The following is a 24,586-nucleotide window of genomic DNA, read 5'->3' on the forward strand; positions in this document are numbered from 1 at the left end:
GATTGAATCTATGAAAATAGGGAGAAACTTCTTGTCCCCACATAACTGGGGCTGCCCGCAGGGTTTTTCAAGACGCCTGGCCGGAATTTTCTACAGCCGTTTCCTGCAGGCGGCGCATGGCCGCGGTGAACTGCGGCAGGCCGGGCCAGCCGGTGACGCGGCCCAGCCGCTTGCCAGCGCGGTACAGCACAAAAGTGGGGACACCATGCAGCGAGAAGCGCCTTCCCAGCGCTTCGTCCGCGTAGACGTCGGCTTCGAACCAGGTCAGCCCCAGCTCCAGCAGCGCGTCCCGGTGCAGCAAGGCGGTCTGCTTGAAAATATTGCAGTTATAGCAATCCTGTCCCCAGAGGAACACGCAGCGCAGATCCGTCCCCGGCGCCTGCACCACCGCCGCGTCGAATCCCTCGGTGTCGACGTGCCGCATGCCGAACACCTGGAATATCTGGGCGGGGTCGAACCGGGGATCCGTCATGGCGCGCCGCCTGCTCAGCCCTGGCCGGCGGACACCACGACCAGCGCGGGGCGCAAGGTCCGGTCGGCGATGGCGTAGCCCTTTTGCAGCAGCTGGACCACGGTATTGGCGGGCTGCTCGGCGGGGATGGACGAAATGGCCTGATGCAGGTGCGGGTCGAACTTGTCGCCCTGTGCCGGCGCGATTTCCTTGAGCAGATTGCGCTCGAAGGCGGCCGTCAGCTGCTTGAGGGTCACTTGGACGCCTTCGCTCAGGGTTTCAACGGTTTGCTCAGGCTGGGCCAGCGCTGCTTCCAGGCTGTCCTTGACCGGGACCAGGCTTTCCGCGAACGACTCGATGCCGAACTTGCGCGCCTTGGACACGTCTTCCTGTGCACGGCGGCGCACGTTCTCGGCTTCGGCCCGGATGCGCAAAAGCTGGTCCTGCTGCTCATTGACGGTAGCCTGGGCGGCGTCCAGCTGGGCGCGCAACTCGTTCAGCTCGGCCTGCACGGCGTCCTCGGCGGCGGAGGCCGCATCGGCGTTCTGGCCGACTTCGGGCGTCTGATCTACAGGCTCGTTGGGTGCCGTCATGGGGAATCCTCCAAAAAGTATGGCTTTCGCAGACATGAATGGGGGCCAATACCCCTATTTCAAGCCCGGGAAAGCAAATATTCCCTGACGGCGCCAGCCAGCAGAGGCAGGCGGAATGTAATCAGAAATCCGCCCAATTTCTGCCAAATGCCGTCAAATCTCAGACTGCAAGCATAGATTCAGCGCTTTTCGACGCCATCCGGCAAATGGCGGACGCCCTCTGCGCCAGGCTATTTCTTGTGCGGCTGTGCGGGCGCCACCGGGTCGCTGGCGGGAAAACTGTCCTTCAGGGCGCGGTCCACGGCGCGGTCCTCGTCCGGCTCGGGGCTGATCGCGATGGGGTCGCTGGCGGGGAAGGTCTCGGCAAGCGCCTCGTCCAGTTCGTGTTCCACCTGATCTTCGTCCACCGGGGTACTGACCTGCCCCTTTTTGACGATCTTTCCAGTCTTGGGATCATGGTGCATGCGCCTTCTCCTTCAAGTCCGTGATTTGCGTGGGCCACCCCTGCAAGTGGCGTGCCACCAGGTCGGCCAGCCCTGCGATCCAGGCCGGATCGTCGTTGATCGCCGGGATGTAGCGGAAACGCTTGCCGCCGGCCCCGATAAAGGCGTCGCGGCACTCCAGGCTGATCTCTTCCAGGGTTTCCAGACAGTCTGCCACAAAACCCGGGCACACCACATCGACCTCGGTAACCCCGGCGGCGGCCAGCGCCTTCAGGGTCGGTTCGGTATAGGGCTCCAGCCAGCGGGCCGTACCGAAACGGCTCTGGAAGGTCACCTCGACCTGTTCGCGCGGCAGCGACAGGCGTTGGCCCAGCAGGCGCGCCGTTTCCATGCAGTCGCGGTAGTACGGGTCGCCCAGTTCGATCGAATAGCGCGGCAGGCCGTGAAAGCTCATGACCAGCTTCTGCGGTTTGCCGTGCTCTTGCCAATAGCGTTCGATGCGACCGGCCAGCGCGTCCAGATAGGCCGGCTCTTCGTGGAAACGCTTGATGAAGCGCAGCTCGGGCTGGTCGCGCAGGCGGCCGGCATGGCGGGTGACCGCATCCACCACCGTGGCGGTGGTGCTGGCGGCGTACTGCGGATAGAGCGGGACGGTCAGTATGCGTTCGCAGCCCTGCCGGCGCAGCCGGGAAATGGCGTCCGGGATCGAGGGGTTGCCGTAACGCATGCCCAGCTCCACCACGGCGTCGATTCCGGCCTCGGCCAGGGCCGCGCGCACACCATCGGCCTGTCGCTGGCTATACACCATCAGGGGCGAGCCTTCCTTCATCCAGACGCCGGCGTAGCGCGGCTCCAGCTTCTTGGGCCGCATCGTCAGCACCAGGCAATGCAGGATGGGCTTCCACAGATAGCGCGGGATCTCGATCACGCGCGGGTCGGACAGGAACTCGCCCAGGTATTTGCGTATGTCTTGCTTACCCGGGGTGTCCGGGGTGCCCAGGTTCACCAGCAGCACGCCGACCTTGGCCGGCCCGCGAGGCGCGGGGTCTTCGTTGAAGGGGTCCTCCTGCTCGGGTTCCGGCAGATAGCGCTCAGGCCACAGGTACTTGAACAGGCGAAGAAACACAAACACTCCCCTTCCTCCGCAAGGAGGACGTAGCTTCGGATGGACCTACTGGTTGTGGCTGAGGGCGTTGGACAGCAAGCGCGCCGTGATATCCACGATGGGAATGACGCGTTCGTAGGCCATGCGCGTGGGACCGATCACGCCCAGCGTGCCCACGACCTTGCCGTCCACGCCGTAAGGCGCGGTGATGACCGAGACCTCTTCCATCGGCACCAGCTGCGAATCGCCGCCGATGTAGATCTGCACGCCCTGGGCGCGGGTGGACACGTCCAGGAGCTGCAGCAGGTCGGTCTTTTTCTCGAACAGCGAGAACATCTTGCGCAGGCGGTCCATGTCGGAGGCGATGTCGGTCACGTCCAGCAACTTGCGCTCGCCGGAAATGACCATGGCATCGCCGTCCTCGGCGGCTTCCGCGCTGGCTTCGACCGCGGCCTGCATCAGGCGCGAGATGTCCTCGCGCAATTGCGCCAGTTCGGTCGACAGGGTTTGCCGCACGACATTGAAGGACTTGCCGGCGAAATGCATGTTGAAGAAATTGCCGGCTTCCAGCAGTTCCGCTTCGGCATAGTCGCGCTGAACGAAAAGGATGCGATTTTGAACATCGCCGTCGGGCGTGACGATGATGAGCAGCACGCGCTTATCGGACAGGCGGATGAATTCGATCTGGCGGAACACCTGGGCGCGCTTGGGCGTGAGCACCACTCCCGCGAACTGGGTCAGGTTGGACAGCAGGGCCGCGGCGGCATTGACGGCGCGCGTGGGTTCGGCGGCCGCCAGCATCTCGCCCATGTTGTGCGGTTCGAGCTGGTAGGACTGCACCGCCAGCAGCGAATCGACGAACATGCGGTAGCCCCGCGGCGTGGGCACGCGGCCGGCGGAGGTGTGCGGGCTGTGGATCAGTCCCAGTTCTTCGAGATCCGCCATCACATTGCGGATCGTGGCCGGGGACAAGTCGAATACTTTCGATAGCGTCCGCGAGCCGACTGGCTGCCCATCGGCGATATAGCGTTCGATCAACGCTTTCAGTAGTGCGCGTGCGCGGTCATCCATAACAAGTATTTTAGGGAATCTTTTTCAATTGAGGCGATTTTTGTCCCGCAAGCACATATGCGGCCCCATATAATCGGCTAAACCGCCCATTCCGGGCAGGTTTCGGCTTCTGGTCCGGCCTTTTTTGATACGCAAGCAGCCATGCATTTTCCTACCGTAGCCCTGATCGGCAGATACCAGGACACCGGCCTGGACACACCGCTGAGAGCACTCGCCCACGCGCTGACGCAAGCGGGCCGGCAGGTGCTCATCGATGCGGACACGGCGCGCAACACCGGGCTGACCGAATACCCCGTCGCCACGCTCGAGGAAATCGGCAAGACCGCGTCGCTGGCCGTCGTCATGGGCGGCGACGGCACCGTGCTGGGCGCCAGCCGCCACCTTGCTCCCTATGGCATGCCGCTGGTTGGCATCAACCACGGACGCCTGGGCTTCATCACCGACATCGCGTTGCAGGACGCGCATGGCGCGCTGGCGCGCGTGCTCGAAGGCAGCTTCCAGATCGAGGAACGCATGCTGCTGGAAGGCAGCGTGTGGCGCGGCGATCAGAAAATGTATTCCGCGTCGGCCCTGAACGACGTGGTGCTGAACCGCGCGGGACGCGGCGGCATGATCGAAGTGCGGGTGGAGCTGGACGGCGCCTTCATGTACACGCAGCGCGCCGACGGCCTGATCATCGCCACGCCTACGGGCTCCACCGCGTATGCGCTGTCGGCCAACGGTCCCATCCTGCATCCGGGCATGAACGCGATGGTGCTGGTGCCGGTGGCGCCGCAAACCCTGTCCAACCGCCCCATCGTCATTCCCGACTCCGGCGTGCTGAACATGACGCTCACGGCCATGGGCCGCGTGGAAGTCGGCGCCAGCGTGCATTTCGATATGCAGACCTGGTCCGACCTGCAGCCGGGCGACCGCATCGTCGTGCAGCGCGCGCCCTATACCATCCGCTTCGTGCATCCCGAAGGCTACAGCTTCTTCTCCACCCTGCGCCGCAAGCTGCACTGGAACCTGATGCCCGAAGCCTCTGACAACGTAGAGTAGTAAGCGCCCCGACATGCTGCGCACCCTGCATATCCGCGACTTCGTCATCGTCGAACAGACCGAGATCCATTTCGGCCCCGGCTTTACCGTCTTTTCCGGTGAGACCGGCGCAGGCAAATCCATACTGGTGGACGCGCTGGCGCTCACGCTGGGCGAACGCGGCGACGCCAGCATGCTGCGAGAGGGCGCGCCGCGCGCCGACATCACCGCGGTCTTCGATACCCCCAAGGGCCTGATCGCCTGGCTGCAAGAGCGCGAGATCGACGCCGACACGGAACTGTCCCTGCGCCGCGTCATCGACGCCCAGGGCCGCAGCCGCGCCTACATCAATGGCACGCCGGCCACCGTGGCGCAATTGCGCGAACTGGGCGACAGCCTGGTCGACATCCACGGCCAGCATGCGCACCAGAGCCTGATGCGCGCCGACGCCCAGCGCGACCTGCTGGATGCCCACGGCGGCCATGGCGAACTGCGCAACTCGGTCGGCCAGGCCTGGAAGCAATGGCGCGCGTTGGCGCGCCAGCTGGAATCCGCCGAAAAGGACGCCGCAAGCCTGGCTACCGAACGCGACCGCCTGCAATGGCAGGTCGACGAACTCGATCAGCTGAATCTCGGTCCCGACGAATGGGATGCGCTGCAGTCCGAGCACACCCGCCTGTCGCATTCGCAATCCCTGCTGGATGGCGCCAACCAGATCCTCGAAGGGCTGGACGGCGAAGGCGATTCCGCGCACCACCGGCTCACCGCGGCCAACCACCGCATCCAGCAGATGCTGCGCCACGATCCCGGCTTGCAGGGCGTCTACGATGAACTGGAATCGGCCCGCATCGCGATCAGCGAGGCCGTATCGGACCTGAACAACTACGTCAGCCGAGTCGATCTCGATCCTCAGCGGCTCGTAGCGGTCGAGGCGCGCCTGGGCCTGGTATTCGAAACCGCTCGCAAATTCCGCGTCGAGCCCGACGCGCTTTGCGAGCTGCGCGACACGCTGCATGCGCAGCTCAAGGCGCTGCAAGCCGCGGGCGACATCGATGCCCTGCGCGCCCAGACGCAAGCTGCGCAGGCGCAATACGACGCCACGGCCGCCAAGCTGACGACGGCGCGCCGCAAGGTCGCCAAGGACCTGGGCAAGCAGGTCACGCAAGCCATGCAGACGCTGGCCATGCAGGGCGGCAAGTTCGAACCCACGCTGGCCGAATCGGCGCCGTCCGCGCACGGCAACGAGCAGGTTGAATTCCTGGTGGCCGGCCATGCCGGCACCACGCCGCGGCCGCTGGCCAAGGTGGCTTCGGGCGGCGAACTGTCGCGGATTTCGCTGGCGCTGTCGGTCATCGCCAGTCGCGCTGCGCGCGTGCCGACGCTGATCTTCGATGAAGTCGACAGCGGGGTGGGCGGCGCGGTGGCCGAGGCCGTCGGCAAGCTGCTGCGCGAGCTCGGCGAACGTCATCAGGTGCTGTGCGTGACCCACCTGCCCCAGGTCGCGGCCTGCGCCAACAACCAATTCCTGGTCAGCAAGGCGGAATCGCGCGGCGCCACCCGCTCCAGCATCGAGGAACTGGACGCTTCCTCCCGCGTCGAGGAAATCGCGCGCATGCTGGGCGGCATCAAGCTCACCGCGACCACCCGCGAACACGCCCGCGAAATGCTGGAAGGTTTCGGGCAGAACTGAAGCGCTGGCCCGCCGCTTTACGGCGGGACGCCGGCAAAAACAGGGCCGATTCGCGCCATAAAAAAATCCCCTTCACATTGAAGGGGATTTGGATCTCACGGACCCGCTGCGAGCGTAGCCGCGGGCCGTAGGCAGGGCCGGATCAGCGGCCCTTCATGCAACTGCCGCAGATGCCATACAACACCATGGCGTGGCTTTCCAGCGCGAAGGAGTTGTCCTTGGCAATCTTTTGCTGACGCTTTTCGATTTCGGGGTCCGAAAACTCGACCACCTTGCCGCAATTCGTGCAGATCAGGTGATCGTGGTGATCGCCGTCGTTGAGCTCGAACACCGCCTTGCCGCTGTCGAACTGGCTGCGGGCAAGGATGCCGGCCTGTTCGAACTGGGTCAGGACGCGATAGACGGTGGCCAGCCCGATTTCGACGTTTTCGCCGATAAGGGCGCGATAGACGTCTTCGGCGCTCAGGTGCCGTTGATCCGATTTCCGGAAAATATCAAGAATTTTCAGGCGGGGAAACGTCGCCTTCAAACCCATGTTCTTCAGTTCGCTTTGGTCGCTCATGGTGTAATCGCTCTCCGTCCGCGTTGGCATGGGCAGGATAGGTTCACCGCGAGCCGGCTCACCGAAATCATGCCGCCACGCGGAACTATCCTTATGAAACCTTTATGATAACGGTTTTGTCTGCTTCCAAATAATAGGGGCGCGTAGTGTCCATGATTGCACGAATTCCCTCCCGCTCGCTGAAGACCGGCCTGGCGGTGGCCGCTCTGGCCGTCGCCCTGGCTGGATGCTCGGGGGACAAGTGGGGCTTCCCCTACAAGGCCGGCGTCCAGCAAGGAAACTGGATCACCCAGGAGCAGGTCGCCCTGCTGCAGCCCGGCATGACGCGCGAGCAGGTGCGCTTCGCCCTTGGCAGCCCCACGCTGACCAGCGTGCTGCACGCCAACCGCTGGGACTACCCCTACTACTACAAGCCTGGCTACGGCGACGCCCAGGAACGCAAATTCACCGTCTGGTTCGAAAACGACCGCCTGACCCGCTGGGAAGGCGACAAGCAGCCAGAACTGCAGCCTTACCAGATCAATACGCCCAACGCCGTCGCCGACGAAAAGGCAGACAAGCGCCTCATCGAAGAAGAAACCCGCCAGAAGGAAGAGGAAGACCAGCGCAAGCGCGACTCCGCCGCCCCGGTCAGCCCCCTCAACCAGTACCCTGGCCAGCCCGGCAACGCCCCAGAGCCGCTCAAGTAACACCAAGGACTATCTATGCGTATCGCAATTGCCGGCGCCAGCGGCCGTATGGGCCAGATGCTGATCGAAGCCGTGCTGAACGCCTCCGGCCTGCAGCTCGCCGTGGCGCTGGACCGCCAGGGCTCGGCCGCGCTGGGCCAGGACGCCGGCGCGCCGCTGGGCAAGCAGACGGGCGTGGCCATCACCGATGACCTCGACGCCCTGGCCCAGGCCGACTGCCTGATCGACTTCACCCGCCCCGAAGGCACGCTTGAACACTTGCAGGCCTGCGTCAAGCACGGCGTGAACGCCGTCATCGGCACCACCGGTTTCGACGACAACGGCCGCGCCGCGATCGAAGTCGCCGCCCAGAAGATCGGCATCGTCTTCGCGCCCAACATGAGCGTGGGCGTGAACGCCACGCTCAAGCTGCTGGACATGGCCGCTCGCATCCTGAACTCCGGCTACGACGTCGAAGTCTTCGAAGCGCACCACCGCAACAAGGTCGACGCGCCTTCGGGCACCGCGCTGAAAATGGGCGAAACCATCGCTTCGGCCTGGAACGTGGCCCTGCCGGACGTCGCCACCTGGAGCCGCCACGGCGATACCGGCGTGCGCAAGCCGGGCACCATCGGCTTCTCGGTGCTGCGCGGCGGCGACATCGTCGGCGACCACACCGTGTCCTTCTGCGGCACCGGCGAACGCATCGAGATCACGCACCGCTCGGCCAGCCGCGCCACCTACGCGGAAGGCGCCCTGCGCGCCGCCCGCTTCCTGGAAGGCAAGCACAACGGCCTTTACGACATGCAATCGGTGCTGGGCCTCTGAAGCCCAAGCCCTCGCCTGCAAAAAAGGACCCTGCGGGGTCCTTTTTTCTTGCCCGGCCCAAACGGCCTCACACCACCACGGGTTCCGGTTCGAGCCGCACGCCGTAGCGCTCGGACACCGCGGCCTGGATGGCATGCGCCAAGCCCATGATGTCGGCCGCCGTGGCCCCGCCGCGATTGACCAGTACCAGAGCCTGGCGCTCATGCACGCCCGCGGCCCCCAGCGAGCGGCCCTTCCAGCCGCATTGGTCTATCAGCCAGCCGGCCGCCAGCTTGTAGCCGCCGTCGGGCTGGACGTAGGACACCAGACCGGGAAAACGGTCCAGCAGCCTGTCCCGCACTTGCGCCGACACGATAGGGTTCTTGAAAAAACTGCCTGCGTTGCCCGTCACCGCCGGATCGGGCAGCTTGGCGCGGCGGATCTCGCACACCGCGTCGAAGATATCGCGGGCGCTCGGCTGTCCCGCCGCCAGCCGCGCGTGGCGCTGCAAATCAGGGTAGCCCAGCACAGGCCGCCAGGGCCGGGGCAAGGCGAAACGCACACTCACGATGACCCAGCGTCCGGGCTCGTCGTGCTTGAACACGCTGTCGCGGTAGGAAAAGCGGCAATCGGCCGCGCTCATTTCGACCAGGCGCCCTGCGCGCACGTCCCAGGCGGTCAGGCTGTGGAAACGCTCCTGCAGTTCAACGCCGTAAGCGCCGATGTTCTGCACCGGTGCCGCGCCCACCGTACCCGGGATCAGCGCCAGGTTTTCCAGCCCGTCCCAGCCCTGGTTCACGCAGGTTTCGACAAAGCCGTGCCAGGTCTCGCCGCCCGCCGCCTCGATCAGCCAGGCATCCGGACGAGCTTCCAGCAAGCGCACGCCCTTGAACGCGACGCGAGCCACCAATCCCTGCACCTGGCTCGGCAATACCAGATTGCTGCCTCCCCCCAGCACCAGCAGGGAAGACGTCTCGTGCGCCAGCTGCGACAACGCCGGCAACTGCGCCGCATCTTCCAGGGTCACAAAGGCCCCGGCCCGCGACGCCAGGCCCAACGTATTCAGCCGGGTGAGATCCTGGCTGACGGGCGACAAGGCTGGGGACGGAAGAACTTTGGCGGGAGAATTTGACATGGATGCTGCGGATTGCTATAGTTTCTGTCTTCGCTCATATTACTTGATTGAGTGCTTGCCCTGAATTTCAGGCTTTGTTCGCAAACTGCTTGCAGTGAACAGACCCAAATAAGTCCAGGCCAAGACAAGCTCAAAAAAATCATGTAGAATGCGCGCCTTCTGATCGATAACCAAGTTGATCAGAGTGAATAAGAAAACAGGTTCTGGCTGTTTCAAGTGCAGAACCCATGCGGGAGTAGCTCAGTTGGTAGAGCGCAACCTTGCCAAGGTTGAGGTCGCGAGTTCGAGACTCGTCTCCCGCTCCAAATTCTGATTTCCAGATTCTTTCTGGAAATCCTTGAGAAAGGGCCTTCGGGCCCTTTTTTCATTTCTGCTCGCAACGCGGGCATCTCCCCACGCTGCCTGCGGCCATATTGCGCCACCCTCTCCGTCCCCCCACTGTCACACGCCCTATGACATACGCGGCCTTGGCCTGCGTCATTCATGCTGGACGCCAGGACAATTTTCGTGGATTCGAAGAAGCCCGCGCCCTGCCCGGCTTCCGTACCATTCATTACGTCCTAGGACAAACAAAACGGCGCGGTGGCAGAGTGGTCATGCGGCAGATTGCAAATCTCCTGAGGTTGGTTCGATTCCAGCCCGCGCCTCCAAGACCAGCCTGGCATGTCGGCCCATGAGGCACGGGTGCCGGGACGCAGCCGCCCTGGCGGCACGCCAAGGAGATCGCCTTGATTCAAGTCACCCTGTTCCACGACGGTTGCAATCTCTGCCTGGGCATAGACCGCAACATGGCCGCGGCCTTCGCGACGCCTCAGCATCGCTACGAATCATTCGATCTCGCGCGGCAGCCCGGGTCCGCCGCCCAGGCCCGGGCGCTTGGCATCACCCGCCTGCCGTCCCTCGTCATCGATGGTCGTGTGCTGCGCCTGGAAGACCATTCCCCCATCGAGCACTACGTCTGAGATTGGCGCGGCCGGATCCGAGCCCGTTGCGATGCTCCCGCTCTTGAAGGCCGCTGCCCCGTTGAACCACGCAAGGAGCCCATCATGAGCAAACTCACCACCGCGTTCGGCGCCCCCGTGCCCGACGACGACAACACGATGACCGCCGGCCGGCGCGGGCCGGCGCTGTTGCAGGACGTCTGGTTCCTGGAAAAGATGGCGCACTTCGACCGCGAAGTGATCCCCGAGCGGCGCATGCACGCCAAGGGAGCCGGCGCCTTCGGCACGTTCACCGTCACCCATGACATCACGCGCTACACCAAGGCCAGGATCTTCAGCCAGGTAGGCAAGCAGACCGAAATGTTCGCCCGCTTCTCGACCGTGGCGGGCGAACGCGGCGCGGCCGACGCGGAACGCGACATCCGCGGATTCGCGCTCAAGTTCTATACCGAGGAGGGCAACTGGGACCTGGTCGGCAACAACACGCCGGTCTTCTTCGTGCGCGATCCGCTGAAATTCTCCGACCTGAACCGGGCCGTCAAACGCGATCCTCGCACCGGCATGCGCAGCCCGCAGAACAACTGGGACTACTGGACGCTGCTGCCCGAGACCCTGCACCAGGTGACGCTCATCATGGGCGACCGCGGCATTCCGAAGAGCTATCGCCACATGCATGGCTTCGGCAGCCATACCTATAGCTTCATCAACGCCGCCCGCGAGCGCTTCTGGGTCAAGTTCACCTTCAAGACCCAGCAGGGCATCCGGAACCTGACGGACGCCGAGGCCGGTCAGGTCATCGCGGCGGACCGCGAAAGCAATCAGCGTGACCTGTACGAAGCGATCGAACGCGGCGAGTTTCCGCGCTGGACCCTGTATGTACAGATCATGCCCGACGCCGAAGCCCATACCTATCATCTCAACCCCTTCGACCTGACCAAGGTCTGGCCGCACAAGGACTATCCGCTGATCGAAGTCGGCGTCCTGGAGCTCAATCGAAACCCCGAGAATTTCTTCGCCGAGGTCGAACAAGCCGCGTTCAGTCCCGCAGCAATCGTGCCCGGCATTGGCTTCTCTCCGGACAAGATGCTGCAGGGCCGCCTGTTCTCGTATGGCGACACGCAGCGCTATCGGCTGGGCGTGAACTACCCGCAGATCCCGGTGAACGCGCCTCGCTGCCCATTTCACAGTTATCACCGCGACGGAGCGATGCGCGTGGATGGCAACGGCGGCAGCACGCCCGCGTACACGCCCAACAGCCATGGCGTCCTGCAGGCGCAGCCGGACTATTCCGAACCGCCGCTGGAGATCAGCGGCGCCGCGGCCCGCTGGGATCACAGGGAAGATACCGACTACTACTCCCAGCCCGGCAACCTGTTCCGGTTGATGGCGGCGGACGAAAAACAGAGACTGTTCCAGAACACCGCGCGCGCGATCCGCGGCGCCTCCAGGGAAGTCATCGAACGCCATATCGCCAACTGCACCCGGGCAGACCCGGCCTATGGGCAAGGCGTGCGCGACGCGGTCGCGCAGACGGAACAAGACCGTCCGCGGGCCGCCCCCTAGGTTCAAAAAACATCAACCAACCCGCCACGGATAGCCGATACACTGAACTCTCCCATAGCCGGTAAAAAACAGGCGCGCGGCGCACAGCCGACGCAGCCCCAGCGGAGAGACAGGTGCTTGGATCCCAGTTGATTATCCGTACGCTGCATCGCCTGGGCGTCAAGACCATCTTCAGCCTGTCCGGCAATCAGATCATGCCGCTCTACGATGCCTGTATCGATGCAGGCATCCGCATCATCCATGTGCGGCATGAGGCGGCCGCCGTCTTCATGGCGGACGCCTGGTCCCAGATCACCGGCGAGCTTGGCGTCGCGATGCTGACCGCCGCGCCCGGCATCACCAATGGCCTGGCGCCGCTTTACTCGGCGTCGCAGGCGGAAAGCCCCGTGCTCCTCATCTCCGGCGACTCCTCGGTAGGAGAAGACGGCATGGGCGCGTTCCAGGAACTGGACCAGGTTTCCATCACCCGTTCCTTGACCAAGCTATCGCTGCGTCCGCGGACCGTGCAGGAGCTTTATCCCGCGCTCGACCGCGCGGTCGCGCAAGCGCTTGCCCCACGGCGCGGACCGGTTCATCTGGCCCTGCCCTTCGACCTGATGACCGCGGAGACGGGCTTGGCAGAACTGCCCGCCACTACACCGAAGCGCGAGCCCGCTGCAGTGGACGCAGCCGGCCTGGAACAGCTCGCCGCGCTGCTTGACTCGACACAGCGCCCCCTGTTGCTGGCAGGCCCCACCGGAGCGCGTCCGCACATGCGCGCGGTTCGCGAGAAGCTGGAAGCAACGCTAGGCGTGCACCTCATCCCCATGGAAAGCCCGCGCGGCCTGAAGGACCCTTCCCTGGGCTCCCTGGCCGAAATCATTCCGCAGGCGGACCTCATCGTGCTGGCCGGCAAGTGCCTGGACTTCACGCTGGGCTTCGGCGGCACGGGCGCGCTGGGCAAGACGGCCCGGGTCGTGGCGATAGACCCCGACCCCGCGATGCTGGAACGCGCGGCCCGCCTGCTGGGCGACCGCCTGGCTCTAGCCCTGCAGGGCGATCCCTACACCGTGCTGCCGGCATTGCCAGCGGCGCCAGCCCCGGCCGCGCGCGCCTCGTGGCGCGCGCGCGTGGACGAAGCGCTGCGCAACCGGAACACTCTGGGCGCCGCGGCTTGCGCCGATGGAGCATTGGGGCCGCGCGCGCTATGTGAAGCGGTCCAAGCGTTTCTCACGTCCGCCCCCAATCCCATCCTGGTCTGCGACGGCGGCGAATTCGGCCAGTGGGCGCAGGCATACTGCCAGGCGCCGGTGCGCATCATCAACGGCATGTCGGGCGCGATCGGCGCAGGCATCTGCTACGCCATCGCCGCCAAGATCGCACAACCAGAGGCCACCGTGGCCGTGCTCATGGGCGACGGCACGGCGGGCTTTCACCTGATGGAGCTGGACACGGCCGTACGCGAGCGCGCCGCGATCGTCGCCGTGGTCGGCAACGACCTGCGCTGGAACGCGGAACACTTGATCCAGATGCGCACCTACGGTCCGCAAAGGCTGATCGGCTGCGAACTCGCGCCGACCGCGCGCTACCACGAAGTCGCCGCGGCGCTTGGCGGAGCCGGCTACGCCGCCCGGGACAGCGACAGCCTCGCCACCGCGCTGCGCGCGGCGGCGGACAGCCGGCTGCCCGCATGTATCAACGTATCCCTGGCGGGCGAACCCGCTCCGGTTTTCAGCGCATCAACGCAGTCCGCGACCGGTCATTGACCTCGAAGCATCGAGCCCAGCTGCAGTCCGGTTTCGTCCCTTAGCACGACAGGAGACTTCTCATGATGAGACCTACCGGCCTCTGGCCGGGCGCGTTCGCTCGCGCCGCGATTTGCATGCTGGCCGCGCTTCCGGGCCTGGCAACCGCCCAAGCCTATCCCGCCAAACCCGTCCAGCTCATCGTGCCGTTCAGCGCGGGCGGCGACGCCGACATGGCGGCCCGCAACTTGTCCGCCGCCGCGCAAGGCCTGCTTGGCCAGCCGCTGGTCGTCGTCAACAAGGCCGGGGCGAACGGCGCGATCGGCTCGGCCGCCGTGAAGAACGCCGCTCCCGACGGCTACACCCTGCTCGTCGGCCGGATAGGCTCCCAGGTCCTGCTGCCCGCGCTACAACCCAAGACCACGCCCTATACCGCCCGGGACTTCACGTACATCGGACTGCTGGAGCTGAACCCCGTGGTCTGTGTGGTGCATCCGGACAGCCCTTACAAGACAATCGGCGATCTGGCACAGGCCTTGAAGGCCCATCCCGGCAAGCTCAACTACAGCCATTCCGGTCCGGCCACGGTGCAGAATCTTGCGCCGCAGCTGCTGCTCAGCAGCCTCGGCCTGAAATCCGAGGCCGTGGTCAACGTCCCCTACAAGGGCGGCAACGAAGTCGCGCTGGCGGTGCTCAGCAAGGATGCGGACTTCGCCTGCAATAACCTGAGTTCGATGACGGGCATACTTGCCAGCGGCAAGCTGCGCGCCCTGCTGACGACCACGCCCGACCGCCTGGCGCAGTTCCCCGACATCCCGACCGCGCGCGAGCTGGGGCTGCCTCAACTCGAAGCTGTCGTAGGCTGGAGCGGACTGTTCGGGCCGCCGGGCATGAGTCCCGAAGCGGTGGTCAAATGGGCCGACGTGCTCAAGCAGATCGCACAGGATCCGAAGTGGATCGCCGGCAACGCCAACTTCGGCGGCATCCCCCACGTCCTGTCCCCCGCGGAAACGGAAAAATACGTCAGCCAGGGAGCCGCGATCTATGCCGACCTTGTGGCCAAGGCCGGGTTGCAAGTCAATTAACCCGCCTCATTGCCCGCTCCTGGCGGTCCGCCAAGTCCGGCGGACGCCGGGATCGCCTCGCGCAGGTAACCGACGAATGAGGATACGGTCAGCGGCACGCGCGGTGTGTAGGGCCTGACTGCGTACAGCCGTTCTGCATATTCGCCCACCACGCGCCACCCGCGCAGGACCTCGACCAGCTCTCCGCTGCGCAGGGCCTGGTTGGCGCTGAAATCCGGCACCAGCGCGATCCCCAGGGATCCGACAGCCACCTCCCGCAGCACTTCGCTGTTGTTCGCGGTGAAGCTGCCGCGCACCGGAACCGCCACGCGCTTGTCTCCGTCACGCGACTCGAACGACCAGGTAGCGCTGCCGCTGCGCCGCAGGTAATGCAGGCAATTGTGGGCGGCCAGATCCATCGGCGTCTTCGGCGTGCCGTGCTGCGCCAGGTACTCCGGGGCCGCAACCAGCACGGAGCGCGTCTCGCAGATGACCGACGCGACGTGCGTGTCCGGCACGCCGGCCACATGCCGGATGGCCAGGTCGAAGCCTTCGGTAGCCAGGGACGCCAGATGGTCGCTGAGTTCCAGCTGGATCCGCACGTCGGGAAAATTCTTCAGGAATCCGGGTATCAGCGGCGCAATGACCTGACGTCCCAGGGCTACGGGTGCGGTCACGGACAGCACGCCGCGCGGCCCCTCGGACAGGTCCCGCACGGCCGAGAAGCCCTCTTCGATGCGCAGAAAGGCCGCCGCGGTCTGGTCGACCAGGCTCTGCCCCGCCTCGGTCAGGCCGACGCTGCGGGTGGTGCGGCGCACGAGGGGGACGCCAGCCGCCTGCTCCAGTTCCACGATGCGCTGGCTCACCGACGCCTTGCTGATCTGCAGGCGGCGCGCGGCCGCCGTATAGCTGCCGGTATCGGCCAGCACCCCAAGGCAATGGATATGCGACCACAGATCTTCCAGACGCCTGGTTTTCGTCATGCCTTGCTCCATTGTTCGAAACATCAAACACTGATTCCAGCCCTGCGGTCTCGACGTCCGGGCGGCAATGCGCGACATTGCCAGCTCCAGAACACCATGCATGAGCCCAGGAGCCAGCCATGACCGCAAGCAATGCCAGCGCCCAATCCCGCGATGCCGGACACTATATCGGCGGCAGCCTCGTCGACGGGACAGGCAGCCGCCAGCCCGTCTACAACCCGGCCACGGGCGCCGTCGCCAAGCAGGTGGCGCTGGCCACGCCCGACGAGGTGAACCGCGCCGTGGCCAGCGCCCGGGCGGCATTTCCGCAATGGGCGGACACCCCTCCCATCCGCCGCGCCCGCGTGCTGTTCAGGTTTCTTGAACTGATGAACAAGCATCGCGACGAACTTGCCCACCTGATCACCGCCGAGCATGGCAAGGTTTTCAGCGATGCGCAAGGCGAAGTCACTCGCGGCATCGACATCGTCGAGTTCGCCTGCGGCGTTCCCCAGTTGCTGAAGGGCGCCCACACCGAGCAGGTTTCCACCGGCATCGACAACTGGACGCTGCGCCAACCGCTGGGCGTGGTGGCGGGCATCACGCCGTTCAACTTTCCGGTGATGGTACCCATGTGGATGTTCCCGGTGGCGATCGCGGCGGGCAACACCTTCGTGCTCAAGCCCAGCCCCACCGACCCCAGCGCATCGCTGCGCATCGCCGAACTGCTGCGCGAAGCGGGGCTGCCCGACGGCGTGTTCAACGTGGTGCAGGGCGACAAGGTGGCGGTTGATGCGCTGCTGGAACACCCGGACGTGAAAGCCATCAGCTTCGTCGGTTCCACGCCCATCGCCAACTACATCTACGAGACCGGCGCACGCCATGGCAAGCGCGTGCAGGCCCTGGGCGGCGCCAAGAACCACATGGTCGTGATGCCGGACGCCGACATCGACCAGGCGGTCGACGCCCTGATCGGCGCCGGCTACGGCTCGGCCGGCGAGCGCTGCATGGCGATCAGCGTGGCGGTGCTGGTGGGCGACGTGGCCGACCGGCTGCTGCCCAGACTGATCGAGCGCACCAGGACGCTGAAGGTGCTGGACGGCGAGAACCCCGCGGCCGAGATGGGCCCCATCGTGACCCGCGCCGCGCATGAGCGCATCAGCGGCTATATCGATCTGGGCGTGCAGGAAGGCGCGCAACTGCTGGTGGACGGCCGCGGCTTCCAGGGTTCTCAGGCAGGCGCAGGCTGCGGCGACGGTTTCTGGATGGGCGGCACGCTGTTCGACCACGTCACGCCGGACATGCGCATCTACAAGGAAGAGATCTTCGGCCCGGTGCTGGGCTGCGTGCGCGTGAAGGATCTGAAAGAAGCCGTGGATCTCATCAATGCCCACGAATTCGGCAACGGCGTGGCCTGCTTCACCCGCGACGGCAACGTCGCGCGCGAGTTCGGCCGCCGCATCGAGGTTGGCATGGTGGGCATCAACGTACCCATCCCCGTGCCCATGGCCTGGCATGGATTCGGCGGCTGGAAGCGCAGCCTGTTCGGCGACATGCACGCTTATGGCGAAGAAGGCGTGCGCTTCTACACGCGGCAGAAGTCGATCATGCAGCGCTGGCCCGAAAGCATTGGCAAGGGCGCCGAGTTCGCCATGCCGACGGCCAAGTAACGGCAGCCTGTCTCACGCAGGCGAGACCCATCCGCGATAGATGGCGCCTGCGCCCGCTATCGCGAGCAGAACGAAGATGGCCCGCTTCAGCAGTTCCGGGGACACCCGAACCCTGAGGCGGGATCCGCCGTACAGGCCGATCAGGGCCACGGGCAGCAGCACGGCGGCCGCGAACAGGATTTCCGGCTGCGCATACAGTCCGGCGGCGCCAAAGGCCGCCGCCCGGATGAGGCCGCTGGCCAGGATGACCACCGAGATCGTGGCGCGGAACTGGTCCAGCGCATCCAGCCGGCGCGACAGATAGATGGTGTAGATCGGCCCGCCGGTCCCGAACAGCGCACTGAAGATGCCGCCGAACACGCCGAACGGCAAGGCCCAGAAAGTATTCAGCGGCGCCGACGGCTTGGCCCCGCGCGCGCCCCGCAGGCCCTTGATGCACACCGCCAGCACGAAGCTGCCCAGCAGGACCAAAGGCCAGCGAGCGCCGGCGTTGTGCAGCAGCGTCACACCCAGCCCTATCCCCAGCAGCAGCCAGGGAAACAGGCGCTTGAGTTCGACCAGGGAAACGCGCCGCCAGTTGCTGCCGCCCACCAGCGCGGTGCAGGCCAGGTCGAACAGCACCACCAGCGGAACCGCGAACTGCAAGGGCATGAACTGGACCAGCAGCGGCACGGCCACCATGGCCGCGCCGAATCCCGTCATCCCGAAGACGACATAGGCGGCAAGGACGACGGGTGCGGCAAAGGCGAGCGTATCGGGCGGCATCATGCGGATTCAGCTTGCGGTGATCTTCTTCTTTTCCACCAGCGCCTTCCACTTGGCGGACTCCCTGGCGATCTCCTCCTTGAGCGCGGCGGCAGGCACGATGGTCGCCGACATCCCCTGGTCAGCCAGATAGCGCTGCATGTTGGGCTGCGCCACCGCCGTCCTGGCATCGGCCAGCAGCCGGTCGACCGAAGCCTGGGGCGTGCCCGCCGGCGCCAGCAGGGCGAACCACCCCGTGAACTCGAACCCCGGCACTCCATCCTCGGCCGTGGTCGGCACGTCCGGCAGCAACGCGGAACGTTCCTTGCCCGTCACCGACAGCGCCCGCAGGCGTCCTCCCTTGAGCAACGGCACGATGGCATTGATATTGCCCACGGCGACTTCGATCACGCCCGCCATGAGGTCGGTGTAGGCCGGCCCCTCGCCCTTGTACGGGACGTGCATGAGTTCGATCCCGGCCGCATCGCTGAAAGCTTCGCCCGCCATGTGCGTCTGGCTGCCCACGCCCGCGGACGAGAAGCTGAGTTTGCCAGGCCTGGCGCGGGCGTACTCGATCAGCTCGCGCGTGTTCTTGACCGGCAGGTTGGCATTGACGGTGATGACCATGGGTCCGTTTGCCACCTTGCCGATGGGACTGAAATCCGTCAGCGAGTAAGGCAGCTTGCTGTAGATGAACTGGTTGACCGTGAACATGCTGCCCGACGCAAGCAACAGCGTATAGCCGTCCGCCGGCGCGCTGGCGACAGCCTGCGCGCCCACGCTGCCGCCAGCGCCCGCGCGATTCTCGACGATTACGCTCTGCTTCAGGCCCTTGCCCAATTCGGCCGCCAACGCGCGGCCCAGCAGGTCGGTGGCCCCGCCCGCCGAAAACGGGACGATCATGCGTATGACCTTGTCCGCCGGCCAGTCGGCTCGCGCCGGAAGGGCGATAAACGGCGTAAGCGCGAGGCCACAGCCCAGCGTCTTGACGATGCGGCGGCGCGCAATATTGGGTTGAGTTTGGTTCTTCATGGCTTTGTCTCCTTCAGTTCGCGGGACGGCGTAGCGGGTCGGCGTTCGGCCGGCTGACGATTCGCCAGGCAGCAACTGACCCTCGGGCCGATGGCTCGATTTTTCGGGACGTTGCGGTGTTTTTCTGCGGACTACTAGGCTGCTGAACTACAGAACTACCGGACTAAGAACTACTGGCCGGCACAGACTGACTTCAATGCGTCGAGCAACAACTGCGTAAGATGGGCCCGCGGGTTCTCCTTCGGCGCCAGGATGCCCAGGCGACGAGTGACCGTGGGCGAGCCGAACGGAATGACGCGGATGCCCGGCGGAAACTCGTTCCTGCCGCGGCAGGCCGGCACCACCGATGCGCCCAGGCCATTGGCCACCATGGCGATCACGCCTTCCAGGTTGTCGATCTCCATGGTCGAACGCACGGTGATGCGCCTGCGCACCATCTCTTCCTGCACCAGATGCCCCACGCGCGCCGAACGATTGAAACGGACATAGGGATTCTGCTCCAGGATCTCCTGATCGCTGGCGCCCTTGACCGAGCGGTGGGCGATGACGACCAGTTGTTCCTCGACGAACGGCAGGAAATCCAGGCCCGAGCGCGGCGCATCGGGCTCGGTCACGATCGCCACGTCCAGCTGGCGGTGATAGATGGCGCGCTCCAGGTCGTGCGTGAGTCCCGTGGTGACATGGACCTCCAGGCCGTGGCCCTGCTTCTGCAGGTGCCGCAGCGCCAGCGGCAGCACGCCCGACACACAGGTATGGACGCTGCCGAGCCTGAGCAATCCCGACGAAGTACCCTTCTTCAAGGCGGCGCTCATGCTTTCCCAATGCGCGATCAGGTCGCGCGCCCGGTGCACCAGCGCCAACCCCGTGTCCGTGAGGATGGGCGGACGCCGGCTGCGGTCGAAGATCGTGATGCCCAGCTCGTCCTCGAGCGCGCGAACCTGCATGCTCACCGCCGACAGCGACAGGCCGATGGTATTGCCGGCCTCGGCGAAACTGCCGTGGTCTGCAATCGCGATCAGCGTGTAGAGCGTGCGGATATCCATGCAAGAAGGTTCCTGGTGTAGACGGCATTGCGGAAAGGAGGAGTATGCCGCGTCAGATGCCAAGCAGCCGCCGCGCGTTCCCTCCCATGACTTTCCCAAGATTATCTTCCCGGATCGGCAAGGTCTCGAACCACTCTTTGTACCCTTGCACCGGGCAGAACGGGAACGAGCTGGCGTAAAGCATCCTGTCCGAGAGAAAACCGTCTGCCGCCTTCACGTATTCCTCCCAGCCTGGCATGCGGGAAAAATACATATCGGGCGACAGCCACAGGTTCTGGCGCCGGAACGCCAGGTGCAGGATCTCAGTGACCCAGGGCCACCCGCCATGGGCGACCACCACGTTCAGGGCGGGAAAATCCGCCAGCACCCGGTCGGTCCGTATCGGATCCGAATAGCTCAAGTCCGGCCCCGCCGTGCCTCCGACCATCATGATCACCGGCACGCCCAGGTCCTCGCAGTGGCCGTAGATCGGATACAGGCGTCTGTCGTCGGCGTACATGGGAACCGGGTAGGAGCCCGGCTCGATATTGATCAGCTTGAAGCCGTCCTCCACCGCCTGGCTGATGGTCTGGCACGCGCGGCGCCGGTCGGTGGGGTCGATGGAGGCGGCGCCGATGAATCGGCCCGGATGCTCGGCCACGATGCCTCGCACGTCCTCGTTGGACACGCTGCCCAGCACGCCGGCCAGGCGTCCCACGACCACGCCGCGGTCTATCCGCGCGGCATCCATCTCTTTCAGCAGCAGCGCCATCGATTGCTGCTGCGCCGCGGCCGAGGGCTCGAAGCCCACCGTCCGCGTAAAGCCATCGCGACGTTCTCCCGCCGAGTACATCAGCGTATCCAGGAAGCCGCCTACCGGCGGCCGCAGCCTAAAGTCGATGATCATTGCAGTCTCTTTGTCAGGGGGTGGAGTTACCCGGGCCGCGCTTGCACGCCTACATCACTTCGTCCTTGCGATCGTCCGTCTCGCCGTAGCGGTGCAGCGCGGGCGGCTTCAGCCCGGCGTAGAGTTTCTCGATGCCTGCATTGATGGTCTCGGCGTGCTGGGCGAAAAGCGAATTGCCTTCGAGGTCGCTCTCGACGATGAAGGGCCCGAAATTTTCGACCTCGAACAGCCACATGGCTTGGGCTATGCCCAGTTCGTCCAGCCAATGCACTTCGCGCACGCGCTTGATGCCCCGGCCCAGAAGTGCGCCCGTGCCGTAGCCCACGGTCGTCAGGTAGATCGCGCCGCCCGGCGCCAATACCTGCTTGTAATCGTCGGCGGGCATCCCGCCCTTGCCGATCAGGATGCGGCAGCCGGTCTCTTCCAGCCAACGCGGTATCCACTTGGAGAATCGGAACGAGGCGGTGGCGGTGACGGCGCCCACGTTGTAGCCGCCGCGACCGTCCGGCGCCGCCGCCGGCGAGCAATGGAAGTTGACGTTGCTGATGGCGCGCAAGTCCACGGGCAGCGGCAAGCCCTGGTCCAGCACCTTCTTGTATACGCCTTCGCGGGCCGTGTAGACCACGCCGTTCAAGTACACGGCCGAGCCGAGTTCCAGCTTGGCGATGTCTTCGCGCCTGGCGGGCAGGTCCAGATGAAAGACCTTGATGTCGTCGTCATTGCTTACCATTCGACCGTCTCCCGGCGCATGTAGGGCGTGAACCATTGGGGATCGGTGCGGTACTCGATCTCCCCGTTGGCATGGATCCGCGCAGTGGCGCGGCGCGAAGACAGGCAGAAAGTGTGCAGGCTGATGGGCATGCCCCCGGTGTGGGTGTAGCCGCACTCGATATGGCAGTCCACCACCATGCCGGAGCCGACGAAACCCATGGCGCCCATGCCGATGGAATTGCCCAGCTGCATCAGCTCCAGTTCAAGCTCCGCCACCTTGGGGTCCGGATTGCGGTCCCCGACCGTGCGCAGACAGGCCGCCTGCTTGCCCAGCTGCATGCAGGTGTCCTTGGAGCCGCCCAGCCCGATGCCGACGATGGCCGGCTGACAGGCCAGCCCGCGCTTGCCGAAGGCGATCAGCGTGTCCAGCACGAAGCGTTTGATGCCGTCTATGCCGTCGCCTGGAAACAGCATGCGGTAGTCGGTGCCGAACAACCCGCCCTTGTGCACGGTGGTGATGTCTATCCAGTCGCAGTCCGGCTCGAAGGACCATTCGACCTCTGGCGCATTGATGCCGACGTTGTTGTTATGGTCGGTACGCCAGAGCGGATGCACGCGGTTGGGCCGCAGCGGCACGCTGACCGTGGCCTCGGCCGTGGCGTGGCGCAGCGCGCGTTCCACGGCGACGAAGCCGCTGTCGACCGAGGCGTTGTTGCCCACCTTGACGTAGTAGCGCGGCAGGCCGGTGTCGGCGCACATTGGGCGCCGGTCCTGATCGGCGGCTTCCCAGTTGTCCACCATGGCGTGGATGACAAAACGCGGCAGCTTGCCGGTTTCCTTCTTCTGCAGCTCCTGGATGCCGCGCTTGTAGTCGGCCGGAATCTCGATGGCCGCGCGGCGCATGATCTCCAGCGCCGCCTCTTCAACTTTCTGGACAGGAATGCTCATGGTTGGAGTGCCTCAGCTCTGGGGAATGCCCGCCTCGCCCTCGATGAGCGATTCGCCGGGTTTTACGATGTCGAAGGAAACCGGAACCATCTCCAGCGCCACCTCGCCGTCCTGCGCGCTCACGCGCGTGTAGCAGCTGGTGTGCAGGTCGCCGGCCTCGGGAAAATCTTCGCGGTAGTGCGCGCCGCGGCTGTTCTCTCGCGCCAGCGCCGAGACCGTGATGACCTTGGAAATGTCGACCAGGCTTTCCAGGTTGAGCCAGTCGTGCCAGGTCAGGTTGTAGCGGCGGTCGCCGTCCGCCACGCCGATATCGCGCAAGGCGGCGCGGTGGCCGGCAATGGCATCAAGGCCATGCGCCATGGCCTCTTGGCGGCGCAGCACGCCTACGTCGTCCCACATGGTTTGCGAGAGCGCGTCGCGCAGCTCGTGGATGCGGCCCGCGGGCCGGGAAAACGGGAACTCGGCGCGTTCGATGCCGCGCGCGATGACGCCCTGGTCGGGGTCGCGCCACTGGCCGGACTTCGCGACGTAGGCCGCCATCGCATCGCCCGCGATGCCGCCGAACACCGTGGAATTGGCGACGCCGTTGCCACCCAGGCGGTTGGCGCCGTGCACGCCGCCGCAATCCTCGCCGGCCGCATACAGGCCCGGCGACGCGGTTGAACCGTCCACATTGAATTCGACCCCACCCATCAGGTAGTGCGCCGTCGGCACCACCTCCACCTTGCCGCCCGCCAGATCGAAGCCGCAGTCCTTGCACCGGTTGACCATGCCGGGAAAAGTCTTGGCCACCTTGTCCGGGCCCAGATGGCTCATCTGGATGTAGACCCCGCCCATCGGCCCCGTGCGTCCTGCGCGCATTTCGGCGTAGATGCCGCGGCTGACCACGTCGCGCGTGGCGCGTTCGCCGCGCTTGTCGTAATTGGCCATGAAGCGCTCGCCGTCGCCATTGAGCAGATAGCCGCCCGCTCCGCGCAGGCCCTCCTCCAGCACCGTGCCGGTCATGCGCGTGTCCGGCCCGCCCAGCAGGCCGGTGGGATGGAACTGCACCATCTCCATGTCGCGCAGCTTCAAGCCGTAGCGCAGCGCCATGGCCAGGCCGTCGCAGGTCTTGTCGCCCGAAGGCGTGTGGTAGCGGTACATGGTCGGCCCCGCCCCCGTTGCCAGCAGCACGGCCTTGGCCTGGATGTAGCGGTAAAGGCCTGTCCGCATGTCGATGAACAGCACGCCGGAAATACCAGAGCCGTCGGCGGCGGGAATCAGTTCGATGGCGCGATGCTCTTCCAGTTCATCGACGTCCAGCGCCCGCACCTGCTCCATGAGCCGGTTGATGATCTCGATGCCCGTCAGGTCTGCCTTGTGCACAGTGCGGTCGAAGCTCTGGCCAGCAAACGCCTTGGAATGCAGGGTGCCGTCGGGATTGCGGTCGAAGAAGCAGCCGATCTCGTTTTCCAGTTCGCGCACGCGCTCGACGGCGCCTTCGACCAGCCGCCACGCCAGGTCCTGGCGCGGCAGCCATTTGCCGCCCTCGATGGTGTCCATGAAATGGCGTTCCACCGAGTCGCCGGCGGCCAACGCGACGTTGTAGCCGCCCTGGACCATGCGGGTACAGCCGCACTTGCCCAACAGGCCCTTCACCGTCACCGTCACGCGCAGCGACGGATTCGCCTTCTTGGCGTGCAGCGCCGCGAACAGGCCCGCGCCGCCGGTGCCCAGCACAAGGATGTCCGTCTTGATGTTCTCGATCCGCATC

General features: G+C 65.3%; 24 protein-coding genes and 2 tRNA genes. 11 read left to right on the forward strand and 15 right to left on the reverse strand.

The window, feature by feature from the left end:
- Positions 1 to 67: 67 nt before the first annotated feature.
- The 5 genes from IB257_RS17755 to hrcA all read right to left on the reverse strand — a co-directional run bounded on the left by IB257_RS17755 (position 68) and on the right by hrcA (position 3,663).
- The gene (locus tag IB257_RS17755; RefSeq protein WP_054450037.1) at positions 68 to 472 is read right to left on the reverse strand and encodes a thioredoxin family protein; all 405 of its coding nucleotides are present in this window, start codon (positions 470 to 472) and stop codon (positions 68 to 70) included.
- A 14-nt stretch (positions 473 to 486) separates the two neighbouring features.
- Positions 487 to 1,044, reverse strand: a complete 558-nt coding sequence (grpE, locus tag IB257_RS17760) for a nucleotide exchange factor GrpE (protein WP_054450035.1) — start codon at positions 1,042 to 1,044, stop codon at positions 487 to 489.
- 230 nt (positions 1,045 to 1,274) lie between these two features.
- Positions 1,275 to 1,508: a hypothetical protein gene (locus IB257_RS17765; RefSeq protein WP_013391860.1), complete on the reverse strand. Its 234-nt coding sequence runs from the start codon at positions 1,506 to 1,508 to the stop codon at positions 1,275 to 1,277.
- A complete protein-coding gene (gene hemH, locus IB257_RS17770) occupies positions 1,498 to 2,613 on the reverse strand; it encodes a ferrochelatase (protein ID WP_054451294.1) in 1,116 nt (371 codons plus the stop codon). The genes IB257_RS17765 and hemH overlap by 11 nt, the downstream gene beginning before the upstream one ends.
- Positions 2,614 to 2,658: 45 nt before the next feature.
- On the reverse strand, positions 2,659 to 3,663 hold the full coding sequence (gene hrcA / locus IB257_RS17775) for a heat-inducible transcriptional repressor HrcA (RefSeq protein WP_054450033.1): 1,005 nt from the start codon (positions 3,661 to 3,663) through the stop codon (positions 2,659 to 2,661).
- Positions 3,664 to 3,804: 141 nt separating this feature from the next.
- Here hrcA and IB257_RS17780 point away from each other — a divergent pair, with 141 nt between their 5' ends.
- The gene (locus IB257_RS17780) at positions 3,805 to 4,704 is read left to right on the forward strand and encodes an NAD kinase (RefSeq protein ID WP_054450031.1); all 900 of its coding nucleotides are present in this window, start codon (positions 3,805 to 3,807) and stop codon (positions 4,702 to 4,704) included.
- Between the two features lie 13 nt (positions 4,705 to 4,717).
- Positions 4,718 to 6,373, forward strand: coding sequence for a DNA repair protein RecN (gene recN, locus IB257_RS17785; protein WP_119450762.1), 1,656 nt, complete (start codon positions 4,718 to 4,720; stop codon positions 6,371 to 6,373).
- Between the two features lie 142 nt (positions 6,374 to 6,515).
- On the opposite strand, the gene fur is transcribed toward recN, so the two are convergent.
- Positions 6,516 to 6,935 (reverse strand): ferric iron uptake transcriptional regulator, encoded by a 420-nt coding sequence (gene fur / locus IB257_RS17790; RefSeq protein WP_043543731.1) that lies wholly within the window; start codon positions 6,933 to 6,935, stop codon positions 6,516 to 6,518.
- Between the two features lie 152 nt (positions 6,936 to 7,087).
- On the opposite strand from fur, the gene IB257_RS17795 reads away from it, so the two are divergent.
- Together IB257_RS17795 and dapB are read left to right on the forward strand one after the other, a co-directional pair.
- On the forward strand, positions 7,088 to 7,624 hold the full coding sequence (locus IB257_RS17795; RefSeq protein WP_054450027.1) for an outer membrane protein assembly factor BamE: 537 nt from the start codon (positions 7,088 to 7,090) through the stop codon (positions 7,622 to 7,624).
- 15 nt (positions 7,625 to 7,639) lie between these two features.
- Positions 7,640 to 8,431, forward strand: coding sequence for a 4-hydroxy-tetrahydrodipicolinate reductase (gene dapB / locus IB257_RS17800; RefSeq protein ID WP_054450025.1), 792 nt, complete (start codon positions 7,640 to 7,642; stop codon positions 8,429 to 8,431).
- A gap of 67 nt (positions 8,432 to 8,498) precedes the next feature.
- Here dapB and murB read toward each other — a convergent pair whose 3' ends face one another.
- A complete protein-coding gene (gene murB / locus IB257_RS17805; RefSeq protein WP_119452063.1) occupies positions 8,499 to 9,545 on the reverse strand; it encodes a UDP-N-acetylmuramate dehydrogenase in 1,047 nt (348 codons plus the stop codon).
- A gap of 229 nt (positions 9,546 to 9,774) precedes the next feature.
- Here murB and IB257_RS17810 point away from each other — a divergent pair.
- The 6 genes from IB257_RS17810 (at position 9,775) to IB257_RS17835 (ending at position 14,858) form a co-directional block, all read left to right on the forward strand.
- Positions 9,775 to 9,850, forward strand: a tRNA-Gly gene (locus IB257_RS17810).
- A 271-nt stretch (positions 9,851 to 10,121) separates the two neighbouring features.
- Positions 10,122 to 10,195: transfer RNA gene (locus tag IB257_RS17815), tRNA-Cys, on the forward strand.
- A 78-nt stretch (positions 10,196 to 10,273) separates the two neighbouring features.
- Positions 10,274 to 10,507 carry a hypothetical protein gene (locus tag IB257_RS17820; RefSeq protein WP_192354634.1) on the forward strand — a complete coding sequence of 78 codons (234 nt, stop codon included), beginning with the start codon at positions 10,274 to 10,276 and terminating at the stop codon, positions 10,505 to 10,507.
- Positions 10,508 to 10,591: 84 nt separating this feature from the next.
- On the forward strand, positions 10,592 to 12,049 hold the full coding sequence (locus tag IB257_RS17825; RefSeq protein WP_054450017.1) for a catalase: 1,458 nt from the start codon (positions 10,592 to 10,594) through the stop codon (positions 12,047 to 12,049).
- Between the two features lie 113 nt (positions 12,050 to 12,162).
- Positions 12,163 to 13,794: a thiamine pyrophosphate-binding protein gene (locus tag IB257_RS17830; RefSeq protein WP_192492636.1), complete on the forward strand. Its 1,632-nt coding sequence runs from the start codon at positions 12,163 to 12,165 to the stop codon at positions 13,792 to 13,794.
- Between the two features lie 62 nt (positions 13,795 to 13,856).
- On the forward strand, positions 13,857 to 14,858 hold the full coding sequence (locus IB257_RS17835) for a tripartite tricarboxylate transporter substrate binding protein (RefSeq protein WP_192492637.1): 1,002 nt from the start codon (positions 13,857 to 13,859) through the stop codon (positions 14,856 to 14,858).
- On the opposite strand, the gene IB257_RS17840 is transcribed toward IB257_RS17835, so the two are convergent.
- Complete coding sequence (locus tag IB257_RS17840) at positions 14,855 to 15,820, reverse strand: LysR family transcriptional regulator (protein WP_192492638.1); 966 nt, start codon at positions 15,818 to 15,820, stop codon at positions 14,855 to 14,857. The two genes, IB257_RS17835 and IB257_RS17840, sit on opposite strands and share 4 nt — an antisense overlap.
- Before the next feature lie 119 nt (positions 15,821 to 15,939).
- Here IB257_RS17840 and IB257_RS17845 point away from each other — a divergent pair, with 119 nt between their 5' ends.
- Positions 15,940 to 17,469, forward strand: a complete 1,530-nt coding sequence (locus IB257_RS17845; protein WP_119452066.1) for a CoA-acylating methylmalonate-semialdehyde dehydrogenase — start codon at positions 15,940 to 15,942, stop codon at positions 17,467 to 17,469.
- Between the two features lie 12 nt (positions 17,470 to 17,481).
- Here the strand turns inward: IB257_RS17845 and IB257_RS17850 are convergent, their stop codons facing one another.
- The 7 genes from IB257_RS17850 to IB257_RS17880 form a co-directional block, all read right to left on the reverse strand.
- A complete protein-coding gene (locus IB257_RS17850; protein WP_370540111.1) occupies positions 17,482 to 18,237 on the reverse strand; it encodes a sulfite exporter TauE/SafE family protein in 756 nt (251 codons plus the stop codon).
- A gap of 6 nt (positions 18,238 to 18,243) precedes the next feature.
- On the reverse strand, positions 18,244 to 19,245 hold the full coding sequence (locus IB257_RS17855; RefSeq protein ID WP_192492639.1) for a tripartite tricarboxylate transporter substrate binding protein: 1,002 nt from the start codon (positions 19,243 to 19,245) through the stop codon (positions 18,244 to 18,246).
- A 170-nt stretch (positions 19,246 to 19,415) separates the two neighbouring features.
- Positions 19,416 to 20,288, reverse strand: coding sequence for a LysR substrate-binding domain-containing protein (locus IB257_RS17860; protein WP_054450007.1), 873 nt, complete (start codon positions 20,286 to 20,288; stop codon positions 19,416 to 19,418).
- A 52-nt stretch (positions 20,289 to 20,340) separates the two neighbouring features.
- Positions 20,341 to 21,174 (reverse strand): amidohydrolase family protein, encoded by an 834-nt coding sequence (locus IB257_RS17865; protein WP_054450003.1) that lies wholly within the window; start codon positions 21,172 to 21,174, stop codon positions 20,341 to 20,343.
- Positions 21,175 to 21,223: 49 nt separating this feature from the next.
- Positions 21,224 to 21,904 (reverse strand): fumarate hydratase C-terminal domain-containing protein, encoded by a 681-nt coding sequence (locus IB257_RS17870; RefSeq protein ID WP_119452069.1) that lies wholly within the window; start codon positions 21,902 to 21,904, stop codon positions 21,224 to 21,226.
- Positions 21,898 to 22,833 carry a fumarate hydratase gene (locus IB257_RS17875; RefSeq protein ID WP_054449999.1) on the reverse strand — a complete coding sequence of 312 codons (936 nt, stop codon included), beginning with the start codon at positions 22,831 to 22,833 and terminating at the stop codon, positions 21,898 to 21,900. Before IB257_RS17875 ends, IB257_RS17870 begins: the two co-directional genes overlap by 7 nt.
- Positions 22,834 to 22,845: 12 nt before the next feature.
- Positions 22,846 to 24,585, reverse strand: coding sequence for an L-aspartate oxidase (locus IB257_RS17880; RefSeq protein WP_175213856.1), 1,740 nt, complete (start codon positions 24,583 to 24,585; stop codon positions 22,846 to 22,848).
- Position 24,586: the final 1 nt, after the last annotated feature.

Source organism: Achromobacter sp. ACM03 (assembly GCF_014851665.1).
In the GTDB taxonomy this organism is placed as follows: Bacteria; Pseudomonadota; Gammaproteobacteria; order Burkholderiales; family Burkholderiaceae_B; genus Achromobacter; species Achromobacter aegrifaciens.

What these genes read in the sequence shown, in the direction of transcription:
- fur (WP_043543731.1), bottom strand. Translation starts at nt 6,935, where the DNA reads ATGAGCGACCAAAGCGAACTGAAGAACATGGGTTTGAAGGCGACGTTT.
- hrcA (WP_054450033.1), bottom strand. Translation starts at nt 3,663, where the DNA reads ATGGATGACCGCGCACGCGCACTACTGAAAGCGTTGATCGAACGCTAT.
- IB257_RS17865 (WP_054450003.1), bottom strand. Translation starts at nt 21,174, where the DNA reads ATGATCATCGACTTTAGGCTGCGGCCGCCGGTAGGCGGCTTCCTGGAT.
- IB257_RS17855 (WP_192492639.1), bottom strand. Translation starts at nt 19,245, where the DNA reads ATGAAGAACCAAACTCAACCCAATATTGCGCGCCGCCGCATCGTCAAG.
- IB257_RS17825 (WP_054450017.1), top strand. Translation starts at nt 10,592, where the DNA reads ATGAGCAAACTCACCACCGCGTTCGGCGCCCCCGTGCCCGACGACGAC.
- IB257_RS17845 (WP_119452066.1), top strand. Translation starts at nt 15,940, where the DNA reads ATGACCGCAAGCAATGCCAGCGCCCAATCCCGCGATGCCGGACACTAT.
- recN (WP_119450762.1), top strand. Translation starts at nt 4,718, where the DNA reads ATGCTGCGCACCCTGCATATCCGCGACTTCGTCATCGTCGAACAGACC.
- grpE (WP_054450035.1), bottom strand. Translation starts at nt 1,044, where the DNA reads ATGACGGCACCCAACGAGCCTGTAGATCAGACGCCCGAAGTCGGCCAG.
- IB257_RS17755 (WP_054450037.1), bottom strand. Translation starts at nt 472, where the DNA reads ATGACGGATCCCCGGTTCGACCCCGCCCAGATATTCCAGGTGTTCGGC.
- IB257_RS17765 (WP_013391860.1), bottom strand. Translation starts at nt 1,508, where the DNA reads ATGCACCATGATCCCAAGACTGGAAAGATCGTCAAAAAGGGGCAGGTC.
- IB257_RS17780 (WP_054450031.1), top strand. Translation starts at nt 3,805, where the DNA reads ATGCATTTTCCTACCGTAGCCCTGATCGGCAGATACCAGGACACCGGC.
- dapB (WP_054450025.1), top strand. Translation starts at nt 7,640, where the DNA reads ATGCGTATCGCAATTGCCGGCGCCAGCGGCCGTATGGGCCAGATGCTG.
- murB (WP_119452063.1), bottom strand. Translation starts at nt 9,545, where the DNA reads ATGTCAAATTCTCCCGCCAAAGTTCTTCCGTCCCCAGCCTTGTCGCCC.
- IB257_RS17850 (WP_370540111.1), bottom strand. Translation starts at nt 18,237, where the DNA reads ATGATGCCGCCCGATACGCTCGCCTTTGCCGCACCCGTCGTCCTTGCC.
- IB257_RS17880 (WP_175213856.1), bottom strand. Translation starts at nt 24,585, where the DNA reads ATGCGGATCGAGAACATCAAGACGGACATCCTTGTGCTGGGCACCGGC.
- IB257_RS17795 (WP_054450027.1), top strand. Translation starts at nt 7,088, where the DNA reads ATGATTGCACGAATTCCCTCCCGCTCGCTGAAGACCGGCCTGGCGGTG.
- IB257_RS17870 (WP_119452069.1), bottom strand. Translation starts at nt 21,904, where the DNA reads ATGGTAAGCAATGACGACGACATCAAGGTCTTTCATCTGGACCTGCCC.
- IB257_RS17840 (WP_192492638.1), bottom strand. Translation starts at nt 15,820, where the DNA reads ATGACGAAAACCAGGCGTCTGGAAGATCTGTGGTCGCATATCCATTGC.
- IB257_RS17875 (WP_054449999.1), bottom strand. Translation starts at nt 22,833, where the DNA reads ATGAGCATTCCTGTCCAGAAAGTTGAAGAGGCGGCGCTGGAGATCATG.
- IB257_RS17835 (WP_192492637.1), top strand. Translation starts at nt 13,857, where the DNA reads ATGATGAGACCTACCGGCCTCTGGCCGGGCGCGTTCGCTCGCGCCGCG.
- IB257_RS17860 (WP_054450007.1), bottom strand. Translation starts at nt 20,288, where the DNA reads ATGGATATCCGCACGCTCTACACGCTGATCGCGATTGCAGACCACGGC.